Source organism: Bacteroidales bacterium (genome assembly GCA_041671145.1).
Taxonomy (GTDB): domain Bacteria; phylum Bacteroidota; class Bacteroidia; order Bacteroidales; family JAHJDW01; genus JAQUPB01.
On the sequence record JBAZBZ010000035.1, the window covers coordinates 22951 to 35324 of the forward strand.

Here is a 12374-nt window from a genome sequence, read left to right on the forward strand (position 1 = left end):
ATAAAACAGGACTTTCTATAAAAGGGAGTCCTATTTTTTTTAATGTTATTTAGATGCAAAAAACAAAAAAAATACTTGGAATCAAATCGTGGGCGGAGGAAGACAGACCACGTGAAAAGTTATTGTTGAAAGGCAGAGCAGCATTAAGCGAATCGGAATTAATAGCAATTCTTATAGGTTCGGGAAATAAAAATGAAACTGCTGTTGACCTGGCAAAAAAAATCCTGAAGTCAACAAACAATAATTTAAGCGAACTCGCCAAGCTCGGCGTGCAGGATTTATTGAAATTTGAAGGAATAGGCGAAGCAAAAGCAATAAGCATTATTGCATCACTGGAACTCGGCAACCGGCGAAAAGGAGCTGAAGCAATAATAAAAGATAAGATAACAGGAAGTGCCGATGTGTTTAATTATTTTCAACCACAATTATCAGATTTAAAACATGAAGAGCTGAGAGTTTTACTTTTAAACAAAGCAAATAAAATCATAAAACAGGAAAACCTCAGTATCGGAGGCATTGCAGGAACAATCGTTGATATAAAAATAATAATAAAAGCTGCTCTTGAAAACCTCGCATCCGGAATCATACTCTGCCACAATCATCCTTCGGGAAATACAAAACCAAGCGATGAAGATATAAGCATTACAAAAAAACTTAAAGAAGCCACAAAGCTTGTTGACATTTCACTTCTCGACCATGTCGTGATTTGTGAAAACGGGTATTACAGCTTTGCAGATGAAGGAATACTATGATAGTTTTCAGTTTGAAGTTTTCAGTTTTGAGTTTCGAAACTTTAAACTCTTTTCTTATCTTTGAAAAAAAATTGCAATGATTAAAATTCTTACAATAATCGGGGCACGTCCACAAATAATAAAAGCAGCAGCAATAAGCCGTGCAATTAGGAATAAATTCCCCCAAAAAATACATGAAGTTATTGTTCATACCGGACAACATTACGACAATAATATGTCACAGATTTTTTTTGATGAAATGAATATTCCAAAACCCGATTACAATCTGAATGTAGGCTCCGGTACTCACGGAAAGCAAACAGCAGCAATGCTCACAGGAATAGAAGAAATTTTATTAAAAGAAAAGCCAAAGTGCATTTTAACTTACGGCGACACAAACTCAACTCTCGCAGCAGCGGTAGCAGCTGCCAAACTTCATATACCTGTTGTTCATATCGAAGCAGGATTGCGTTCATTCAACAAAAAAATGCCCGAAGAAATAAACCGCATTACATGCGACCATGCTTCAACATTGCTCTTCTCCCCGACCCTTACGGGAATAAAAAATTTAATCAACGAAGGATTTAACCCGAATAACAAACCACCTTTTACAATTGATAATTCCAAATTTTTTCATTGCGGTGATGTTATGTACGACAATACTTTGCACTTTGCCTTAATTGCCGAGAAAAAAATAAATATCCTTCAAAAAAATAATATCAAACAAAATCAATACATACTTGCAACAATACACAGAGATAACAACACCGATATTCCCGAGCGACTACGTGCTATTTTCAATGCAATAAACAAAATTTCAAAACAGGAAAATATTGATATTATTATTCCGCTTCATCCGCGAACATCAAAACTGCTGAAAAAAAATCTCACACCTGAAATGTTTAATTCAATTAAAAACAACAAGTATATAAAAATTATTCCACCCGTTTCATTCCTTGAAATGCTCATTCTGGAAAAAAATTCAAAGCTGATTATGACTGATTCGGGCGGAGTACAGAAAGAATCTTTTTTCTTTAAAAAGCCCTGCATAATTCTGCGTAGTGAAACAGAATGGAAAGAACTTGTTGAAGCCGATGCATGCATAGTTGCCGATGCTGATGAAAAAAATATTTTAAATGCTTATAAATATTTTAAATCTGCGGAAAATTTTAATTATCCCGAAATTTTCGGGGATGGCAAAGCTGCTGAATTTATTTGCAAGGAAATTATTAAAGCTTTCAGTTAGAGTTTGCCCATAATGTCCAATTTCTGCGTTACCTCGATGCTGTCAAAAGTAAAATTTTAGTATTTTTTCTCTGTGGTTCTCAATGATTACTCTGTGAATCTCCGTGTAACAATAAAATAAAAATTACACAGAGAATAACTTTTTACTTTATGGACAAACACCAATTAGTTTTTTTCTTACGACTTAAAACTAAATTCTTAATACTCTTTAAGTTTTTCTTGCAGATGTTTATTTTTTTATTATATTTATAAAAATTTTACAATTTTTTTGTTAAAACTAAGTTTATAAACAATAAAATACAACTTTAAAAACATTTAACAAAATGAGAAAACTTAGTATTTGTATTTTCTTGTTTCTTTTTGCATTATTTAATGCTTCGGCACAACATGCACCAAAATACAGCAATGAATTTTTATCAATCGGAGTTGGTGCCAGAGCATTGGGAATGTCAAATTCTAATGTGGCAATAGTAGATGACGCAACGGCAGGTTTCTGGAACCCGGCGGGATTACTAAAAATCAAATCAAATCTGCAAATAGGACTTATGCACGCTTCATACTTTGCAAACATTGCCAAATATGATTACGGTTCTGTGGCTTCAAAAATTGACTCAACCAGCAGTTTTGCCGTTTCGGTTATAAGATTCGGTATTGACGATATTCCGAATACAATTGAAATGGTTGATGCAAACGGCAATATAAATTATGATAATATCACCACCTTTTCCGATGCTTCTTATGCTTTTATTTTTTCGTATGCAAAAAAAACAAATATCAAAGGATTATCAATAGGTGCAAATGCAAAAATAATTCACCGCAAAACAGGCAGTTTTGCTGCTGCATGGGGATTCGGACTCGACGCTGCCGCACAATTCCAAAAAAACAACTGGTACTTCGGCATTATGGGTAAAGATATTACTTCAACTTTTAATGCATGGCGATTTACCCTGGATGATGCCACAAAAGCCGTATTCCAGCAAACAGGAAACGAAATACCTAAAAATTCGCTCGAAATAACACTGCCGAAATTAATATTCAGCGCCGCACATAACTTTGAAATATCAAACAGTTTTTCAACTATTGTTGATTTGGACTTCGACATGACTTTCGACAAAATGAGAAATGTATTTATAAAGTCCGACCCGATTAGCATTGACCCTCATCTGGGATTGGAAATTGCTTTTAAAAAAGTGATTTTTATAAGAGGCGGTATCGGCAACATTCAGAAAGAAACAGATATGAATAATAAAAAAATAACAACTTTCCAGCCCAACATCGGAATTGGTATTTGCATTAAAAACAGAGTTTGCATTGACTACGCACTGACCGATATCGGTGACAATTCAATTGCTCTCTATTCAAATATTTTTTCTTTGAAAATTAATTTTAGTAAATCGAAATAAAAAAAATAGTTTAAAAGGTTTATGGTTTGTTGTTTGAAAACAATTTAGCAATTAATAAATATTGTTATAAGATTAAAATTTAATTTTATAATTTGTATATGAAAAAAAATTTACTCCTATTTTTAATTTCTTTTTCATTCACCGCATTTTCGCAGCAGTACGGAAATGAATGGATAAATTACAACCAAAAATATTACCGTATTAAAATAATTAATGAAGGCATTTACCGTATTAATTACACTACTTTGGTTAATGCCGGATTTTTCAATGATGCTTTTGACCCGAAACAAATTCAGATTTTTCATAACGGAAAAGAAGAGCATATTTATGTAAAAGGTGAAAACGACCATATATTCGACCCAACTGATTATATACAGTTTTATGCTAAAGGCAACAACGGATGGCTTGACAGCGTTGTTTATAACAGCCCATTAAATCAGGTAAACAAAAACTACAGTTTATATAACGATACTGCTGCTTATTATCTCACGTGGAATTCGTCATTAAGCAACAAACGAGATACAATTGTTGCCGATACAAATTATACGGGATACACGTTATCACCATATTGCCTAAAGAACAGGCGGGCAGATTATGTTTCAACTATGCATTATGGACCAACCGACGATAATAATATGTCCGATATGGAATTTACTCAGGCAGAGGGTTGGTTTGACAGTAATTTTTTGCTTGGTTCACCTATTTCTAAGCAAATAAATACTGCAAATGCTTATACATTATCCGGTGCTCCCGATGCAAATATTGAAATAATGGTTGTGGGAGCTGCAAATGATAATACTATACCCGACCATCATCTTAAAGTTGATTTTGCCGGAACATCAACAGAGAGATATTTTGACGGATATAAAAATATAAAAATTGATACAGCAATTCCCGCATCAACTTTAACAAACGGCAATACTGCTTTTAATTTTTCATTAATAACTATTCCTGAAATTACTAATACTGATTATCATGCATATACTGCCGTTTCATATATTGACATAACTTATCCGCATACATACAACTTTGAAAATGCGGATGCATTTCATTTTTTTGTTCCGAACACAGCACAACTAAAGTCCTATCTTAATATCACAAATTTTAATATCGGAACCGATTCTTGTTTTGTTTATGACTTAACGAATCATAAAATTATAAAAGTAAAAAAAACCGGCGGAATACTTAAAGCGTTAATTCAAAAAACATCCGCTGCGAATGAAGAATGTTATATTACAAAATACAGTAAAATAAATAATATTGCAAGCATATCGCCTGTGAACGGAACGGGACTGTTTTTTAACTTCGCTTCGGCTTCTTCAAAAAGCAAAGATTATTTAATTATTACCAATAAATCGCTGATGGCAACCAGCGATATTCAAGCATACTCAAATTACAGAAGCAGTTCTTTGGGAGGAAATTTTAATGTTCTTATTGCCGATGTAACCGAATTATACGACCAGTTTGCTTACGGGATAGGCGAACACCCGCAGGCAATAAGAAATTTCTGCAATTATGCAGTACATAATTTCGATATCATTCCCAAATATTTATTCTTAATAGGCAAAGGTTATCGCCTGGATATCTATCGCAATAATACATCTTATTATGCTGCCAATATGATTCCTTCTTATGGAAATTATCCTTCCGATGTTTTATTTACAAATAAATTAGACGGCGATACCTTATTCAAACCTGCAATACCAACAGGCAGATTGAGTGCAAAAACACCTTTTGATGTTTATTTGTACTTAGAAAAAATGAAAGATTACGAAGCACAACAAGCAAATGCACAAATTCACCCGAATGATTATGAGTGGATGAAAAATATAATAAATTTCGGAGGAGGAAATAATGCTTACCAGCAACTTCAATTATCACTTTATCTTCAGGATTATGAAAAATTACTCGAAGATACATTTTTCGGCGGAAATACATTTACCTTTTTAAAAAACTCTACAGTACCGGTTCAGATTACCACTTCCGATTCAATAAAGAATTTAATTGAAACAGGAGTTTCGATTTTAAATTTCTTCGGACATGGCAGCGGAACCAATTTCGACCAATGTATTGATAATTTTAAAAACTATAATAATTATCTGAAATATCCTTTCATGCTTGCAAACTCATGTTATACAGGCGATTTATTTGATATTACTTATTCAAAAAGCGAAGAGTTTGTATTGTCGGAAAATAATGGGGTTATTGCATATCTGGCATCCACATATTTATCGCTTTCGATAGATATGAACAATTATTCCAAACAACTTTACCATAATGTAAGTGCTTTGCTCTATGGCGAAAGTATTGGAAAGCAAATTCAGAATACAATTAAATTATATCAGAGTTCAACTACTCAGATAAAAAACACATGCCTCGAAATGACACTTCACGGCGACCCTGCGTTGAAAATAAATTATTTTATCAAGCCCAACTACATGCTTAACCAATCGAGTGTGTATACAACCCCTCTCGAAGTTACTAATCAGGAAAATAATTTTATACTGAACGTTATTTCTACAAATACCGGACGTGCTGTTAAAGATTCATTTATAGTTGAAGTGGAAAGAACTTTTCCCGATAACGTCACAAAGCAGCTTTATTTAAAATTCATGCCGGCTACTCTTTTTAAAGACACAATAAAACTTAACATACCCATTGATTCGGTTGTAAGCGGCATAGGATTAAATTCGTTCCGTATCACACTTGATGCAACAAATAAAATTCCGGAAATCAAAGAAGATGACAACACCATTATTTATACATTAAATATTAAATCGGCAAATATTTCGCCTGTTTATCCTTACAAATATGCAATAGTACCATCGCTGTCCGTTACGCTAAAAGCCACCACCGACGACCCTTTTGCCGCACCTAAAAATTATGTTTTTGAAATTGATACCACCGATGCTTTCAACAGCCCTTTAAAACAGCACCATGTAGTTAATCATAGCGGCGGTGTTGTACAGTGGACACCAACATTCACTTATACTCCCGACAGTGTTGTTTATTTCTGGAGGGTAAGTTATGATTCAACATCAGGTAATCCTTTTAGTTGGCGCGAAAGTTCTTTCCAGAAAATAAATAACCAGCGGGGATGGAGTCAGGCACATTTCTTCCAGTTTAAAAACGATAATTACCAATACGTAACTTATAACAAACCGCAAAGAAAATTTGATTTTGTAAATACCACAATTAGTTTAACAACGAAAACTGGTTTTTATCCATATATATACCCATGGACAGATGAAAAATGCCTTGTAAACAACAGCGATTTTAGTGGCGGCTATTGGTCATGCACCGGCAACAATGGCAATGGTTTGAAATTTGTTGTGTTTAATCCGAATACAGGAGAAAGGATGAAAAACAACCCTATTCCTACAGGCAAATATGGGAGTACCGTTTGTCACGCTTACGCAGATGAATCTTTTGATTTTAATATTTCAAATTCAACAGGAAGAGATTCAGTTACAAATTTTATAAATAATATCATTCCCCCTGATTATTGGGTTTTGGTGTTCAGTCACAGAAATAGTTTTATAGATTCTTATGATGCTGCTTTAGAAGCTGCTTTTGCTTCAATAGGAAGTTTAAAAATTCCTAGTCATGTTGCTGAAAACATTCACGATAATCAACCATTTATTGTTTTCGGGCAAAAAGGACACCCCCTTGCACATGAAACATTTGGCAGCGACATACAAGCCGTAATAACCCAAGACGATGATTTTCCAACAAACTGGACTGATGGATATGTTATTTCCGAAATTGTTGGTCCCGGCAAAAACTGGGATTCGCTGCACTGGCGATTTAACAGAAGCGCAATAGATACCAAACTTACTGATTCGGTAAAATTAAAAATTTACGGAACAAATACCGGTTCAACTTCAGATACAGTACTTTTAAAAACTTTAACTACATCATATAAAGATTATAAATTAACCGGAAATATTGATACGTCATATAAATATTTATATCTAAAAGCATTGATGCGAGATGATACTTTCAGAACTCCCGCACAAATGAAGCGATGGCAGGTGATGTATGCCGGTGCTCCCGAAACTGCATTAGACCCCTCACTTCATTATTATTTTTACAACACAAAAGTTCAGGAAGGCGATTATATTAAGTTTGCAATTGCCACACATAACATCAGCGAATACAATATGGACACCCTGAGAATAAAATACTGGGTGGTTGATAAAAACAGAGTTGTACATTCAATAACAACAAAAAAAAACAAACCACAATCCGGCGGGTGATATTTTAATAGACAGCATTAGTTTTTCAACTCTCGGAATGGCTGGCTTAAATTGTTTATGGGTTGAAGTAAATCCCTTAGATGCCTATCATAAGCCCGAACAATATCATTTCAATAATATCGCTCAGATTTATTTCACTGTTGAAAGCGATAAAATAAATCCTATGCTTGATATTACTTTCGATGGTGTTCACATTTTAGACGGCGATATTGTTTCGGCAAAACCACAGATTCAAATTCAACTTAAAGACGAAAATCCGTATCGCATAATGAACAGCTCGAATGACACTTCTCTTTTTCAATTATTCATGAAAACCCCGTTTGATAATGATGCAAAGCGGATTTACTTCAAAAGCAACGGACAAAATGTTATGAATTTTTATCCTGCATCATCAGGCGAAAACAGATGCAAAATCGAATATAACGCAGCATTTCCCGAAGACGGAACTTATCAGTTGCTTGTACAAGCAAAAGATTTAACAAGCAATCTGTCGGGTGATATAAATTATAAAATAAATTTTGAAATAATAAACAAATCAACCATTACAAATATACTTAACTGGCCTAATCCTTTTTCAACAGCCACGCATTTTGTATTTACACTCACAGGCTCGGAAATACCTGATTATTTTAAAATACAAATAATGACAATAACAGGAAAATTAGTAAGAGAAATAAATGTTGATGAGCTCGGACCAATTCATGTTGGCAGGAACATTACAGAATACGCATGGAACGGCACCGACCAATATGGCGACCGACTTGCCAATGGAGTTTATCTTTACAGAGTAATTACAAAAATCAACCAGAACAGCATTGAGAAAAATGCTACTTCCGCCGACAAATTCTTCATTAAAGATTTCGGAAAAATGGTTTTAATTAGATAAAGTAATTCGTCGAAATAGAAACATTAGGATTTACACGCGAAACAGCGCATATATAAATTGTAAAGAAATCAGAAAGCAAATAAAAATTAAAAATATTAAATTGCTACCTACAATAAGCACTCAGCATTGTTTCCGAAATATTTTAATACGACAAATTCTATTAGGCTTTTTTTGCGGAGAATAGTGATGTTTTTCTCCGCATGTTTTGCGGAATTTGTTTTTGTTGTTGGAAACAAATGTAGAAAGAAATTTCCCGAATTTTATGCAAATCCGGGAAATTTTAAAATTTATTTTTTTTAAATATTATAATTTTTCAATTTCTTCTTTTGAAAGCCCAGTAGATTTTTGAATTGTAGCAATATCAACACCCAAATTCTTAAGATTTTTAGCTACTTCAATTTTCCCTTTCTTTTCTGCTCCTTCATAAAGTGTCTTTTCAGACTGAATACTATCCCAATATTTATCGTAATATTCTAATTCTTCTTTAGAAAAAGCACTTTCCTGTAAATAATCAACAGCTTCTTTAGTTTCAGGATTATCAAAAAGGTCATTTGAAATTTCGCTTGTACCGTCTTTAATCTCGGTCAAGTAGCGTAACCATAAAACTTGTAACCGTTTTTCATTTATATTTTGTGGTTTAAATTTAGGTAATTCGACAAAAACAAACTCTAAACCTTTAATAACTTTGTCGGTTTGTTCTGTATGTACTATTCTATAATGATGATAAAAATTTTCTAATTTTGGCTCGAAAATCTCATTTACCAAACTTAAAGCATAAACAGGTTGAAGGATACTATAATTCTTTCCTTTATCAAGCTGTTTAATATATGCCTTAGATGCATTAAATAAAACTCTTTGTTTAAAATCATCAGTCCAACACATTTGCATTTCAACAATAAATTGCCTGCCTTTCTTGTCTTTACACCTTACATCAACAATAGTGTGTTTCATTAAAGGAATATCAGGCACTAATTCTGTTGGCAAATATTCAAGTGATTCAATAACCTGATCTTCTTCTAAAGGCAACATTGCATTTAGAAAGCTTTTAAGCAAGTGCGGATGTTGTCCGAACACCTTTTTAAAAGTTAAATCATTTTTTGGATCAAGATAGCGCATTATAATTTTATTTTTGCAAATATACAAAAAAACTGATTATTTATGTTTTATTTTATTAGTTTTATTTTTTTGTAATTCCTTTGGTATTCCTGTTTTTTTCAACATTTCATTGGCTTTTTCTAATTTTTCTGGAAACAAAACAACATCTTTGTATTTATTAAGAGAATCATCAATAATGATGTTGTAACCTTTGCCTTTTACTCTTTTTACTTTTACCGTTTTTTCCTTTTTAGCCATGATAAATACATTTTAACTATGTGGTCGCAACTTGCGACCAGTTATTTTTTTATTAATTGGAGGTGTCAAATTGTTACCTCCAATTTTTTCTCAAAATTAATATTTTTTTATTTGTGGCACAGATGTACCCGGAAAAATTGGTATTTTCTGATAACCGATATCGAACCGCGAGAATCAACGAGGTGGTCAAGCTGATGTGCTACGCAAATAAACCTTTCCGAAGAAATAAAAAAGGACAATTCTTTAAAAAAAAAGAATTGTCCAGTGAGGTGAACCTCGCAGGACTGACTTCGAACCAATTTATTGATGACCTAAAATTAATAAATCAATTTAGAATATAAAGGTAGAAAAATTAATTTATAAGTTAAAAAGAATTTGAAATAAATCAAGAATCTGCACTGAACGTGAAAAAGCAAATTCTTGGTTCGATATTTCTCGAAAAAAAATTCTGAAAATCGAGTTCGAAACGCTACAATGAAAGAGGTAGTTAAGCTAATCAGCCACAGCAACAAACCATACGAAAGAAATGAAAAAGAGAGATTTTGCGAAAAATCAAAAGTTCGAGACAGTTTATTAATGATTTGAAATTAATCACTGAATTTTATAGTTTTATAAAAATTGGTTCGACCCCTTTTCGGTCGAAAAAATAATCACCGTCAAAAAGCTTTATTGACAAGCATTTGAGAAAAAGTATTTATTTTTTAATTTTTATAGTTCGAACCACTTTTTTAACAAAAAAGATTTTCTGTTTTACAATAATATCAATGCTTTCGAGTGAAAAAAAAAGGTCTGATTGTTGATTTTAACAATCTGACCTGTGTGGTTGTCCGTTGTGCCGTTAGTTCGAACCAATTTATTGTTGATTTGAAACTAATATGCAAATCGTATTGTCTTATAAAGTTTAAAAATTTATTTTGAAATACTAATAAACCATTTAATATATTCATTTATTCTGCACACCAAGTAAAATGGCAGGTTGAGTAGTTGAAACTCTTTGCCTTTCATTGTCTTAATTGTGTCCAAAGATAATTCTCCCGAATAAATACGAATAGCAAATGAATGAGGTGCAACATCTATAAATTCCATTAATGAGCGTAGCTTACCGGTTTTTCCTGCCTTTACTTCTATCGGAATCAACAAGTCGTTGTATTGAATTAAATAATCAACTTCAGCATCAGATTGTTTTTTTTCTCTAACCCAAAAATAATTTTTGTGTAATGGCATAGGATTTAAAGTCAGTAATTCCTGACCAACAATATGCTCTGCTACTTTACCTTCAAACACATCATCAATATAGGGATTTTGAAGTATTTGCAGCTGTATGCCGGCAAAATAATTCAGCATGCCTGTATCAAGCAATTGTAATCTTGGTGATTTTTTCTTGTTTTCGAGTAAAGGCAAGCGAGTTGTTTCGGTTGGATATACTAAAGTTATGAGCATTGTTTTCTCCAATGTTCGCAATGATTCGCCTATTTCTTTTGATTTATATTTTCCACCTCCAAAACCTTCAAATTTTATTCTATCCCCTGCAATTCTTAATGAAGTATCTATACAATGCCTGATAATACGAATTTCATTTTCTTTTTTAGAATACTTTTCTACATCTTCCGAATAAGCAGTTATTAAGCTTTGGAAAATTTCACTTACAGCCACAATATCATCTGTTTCGATGTAATTTCTTATAATCTCAGGCATTCCGCCTATCAGGCAATATTTCTTGAAAAGCGAAAGTAATGTTTCGTGCAGATATTTTGGTAAAGGTATTTCATCAATAGCCAATAATGCCTGCCCATGATTGGTTGCCATAAGCATTTCTTCAAAGCTAAAGGGTCTTAATATAAGATATTCAACTCTGCCTACAGGAAAGCTTAAATTGTTGTGCAGCATGGTTTCTAAGAGAGAACCTGCAGCAATTATATGAATTTCGGGAATGTCTTCATAAAAATATCTCAATATGTTCACAGCGGTTGGCGAAGACTGAATTTCATCAATGAAAATTAATATACTTTGTCCCTTTTCGATACGTTTATTTTCACGTAATAACAATAATTTTAAAAAAGATTTTACATCAGGAGCTTGCTCAAACAATTCTCTATCTTGCTTAGTGTCCAGATTTAAATAAATAAATACATCAAACTCTTCGGAAAACATTTTCACAAGTGTAGTTTTTCCTACTTGCCTTGCGCCTCTTAGTATTAATGGTTTTCGATGCTTTTTATCTTTCCACTGTTTGAGGTTACTTAATACTTTTCTTTGATACATAGTTATTTCAATAAATAATAAAATACAAAGTAAACCATAATTAATCAAAAAAACAACACAAAGTAAGCCGTATTTTATTGCTATGGGATATCAAAGCAAACCAAGTTATACTAATATATTTTGGATGTCATTTCCTAAAATCGGTTGACTAAAAATTAACCAATAAAACGGAAACAATGACAAAACTCAAGACTCAACCCTGTCGAAAAAAAGACTACGAAAAAGTTAATTTCGA

General features: G+C 32.8%; 8 protein-coding genes. 5 read left to right on the forward strand and 3 right to left on the reverse strand.

The genetic code is table 11. The annotated features are described in order from the left end of the window. Nucleotides 1–53: 53 nt before the first annotated feature. From radC to WC223_10685, 5 genes are all read left to right on the forward strand, one after another. A complete protein-coding gene (gene radC, locus WC223_10665; protein ID MFA6924698.1) occupies nt 54–752 on the forward strand; it encodes a DNA repair protein RadC in 699 nt (232 codons plus the stop codon). Nucleotides 753–828: 76 nt separating this feature from the next. Next, nucleotides 829–1977, forward strand: coding sequence for a UDP-N-acetylglucosamine 2-epimerase (non-hydrolyzing) (gene wecB / locus WC223_10670; GenBank protein ID MFA6924699.1), 1149 nt, complete (start codon nt 829–831; stop codon nt 1975–1977). Between the two features lie 322 nt (nt 1978–2299). Then, complete coding sequence (locus WC223_10675; GenBank protein MFA6924700.1) at nt 2300–3379, forward strand: PorV/PorQ family protein; 1080 nt, start codon at nt 2300–2302, stop codon at nt 3377–3379. Between the two features lie 98 nt (nt 3380–3477). Continuing rightward, nucleotides 3478–7638 (forward strand): C25 family cysteine peptidase, encoded by a 4161-nt coding sequence (locus WC223_10680; GenBank protein MFA6924701.1) that lies wholly within the window; start codon nt 3478–3480, stop codon nt 7636–7638. A gap of 37 nt (nt 7639–7675) precedes the next feature. Then, the gene (locus WC223_10685) at nt 7676–8524 is read left to right on the forward strand and encodes a hypothetical protein (protein ID MFA6924702.1); all 849 of its coding nucleotides are present in this window, start codon (nt 7676–7678) and stop codon (nt 8522–8524) included. A gap of 303 nt (nt 8525–8827) precedes the next feature. On the opposite strand, the gene WC223_10690 is transcribed toward WC223_10685, so the two are convergent. The 3 genes from WC223_10690 to WC223_10700 all read right to left on the reverse strand — a co-directional run bounded on the left by WC223_10690 (nt 8828) and on the right by WC223_10700 (nt 12139). Next, nucleotides 8828–9640 (reverse strand): Rpn family recombination-promoting nuclease/putative transposase, encoded by an 813-nt coding sequence (locus WC223_10690; protein ID MFA6924703.1) that lies wholly within the window; start codon nt 9638–9640, stop codon nt 8828–8830. A gap of 36 nt (nt 9641–9676) precedes the next feature. After that, entirely contained in the window at nt 9677–9877 is a 201-nt protein-coding gene (locus tag WC223_10695) for a hypothetical protein (protein ID MFA6924704.1), read from the reverse strand. 909 nt (nt 9878–10786) lie between these two features. Next, nucleotides 10787–12139 (reverse strand): AAA family ATPase, encoded by a 1353-nt coding sequence (locus WC223_10700; protein ID MFA6924705.1) that lies wholly within the window; start codon nt 12137–12139, stop codon nt 10787–10789. Nucleotides 12140–12374: the final 235 nt, after the last annotated feature.

What these genes read in the sequence shown, in the direction of transcription:
- WC223_10690 (MFA6924703.1), bottom strand. Translation starts at nt 9,640, where the DNA reads ATGCGCTATCTTGATCCAAAAAATGATTTAACTTTTAAAAAGGTGTTC.
- WC223_10700 (MFA6924705.1), bottom strand. Translation starts at nt 12,139, where the DNA reads ATGTATCAAAGAAAAGTATTAAGTAACCTCAAACAGTGGAAAGATAAA.
- wecB (MFA6924699.1), top strand. Translation starts at nt 829, where the DNA reads ATGATTAAAATTCTTACAATAATCGGGGCACGTCCACAAATAATAAAA.
- radC (MFA6924698.1), top strand. Translation starts at nt 54, where the DNA reads ATGCAAAAAACAAAAAAAATACTTGGAATCAAATCGTGGGCGGAGGAA.
- WC223_10675 (MFA6924700.1), top strand. Translation starts at nt 2,300, where the DNA reads ATGAGAAAACTTAGTATTTGTATTTTCTTGTTTCTTTTTGCATTATTT.
- WC223_10680 (MFA6924701.1), top strand. Translation starts at nt 3,478, where the DNA reads ATGAAAAAAAATTTACTCCTATTTTTAATTTCTTTTTCATTCACCGCA.
- WC223_10685 (MFA6924702.1), top strand. Translation starts at nt 7,676, where the DNA reads ATGGCTGGCTTAAATTGTTTATGGGTTGAAGTAAATCCCTTAGATGCC.
- WC223_10695 (MFA6924704.1), bottom strand. Translation starts at nt 9,877, where the DNA reads ATGGCTAAAAAGGAAAAAACGGTAAAAGTAAAAAGAGTAAAAGGCAAA.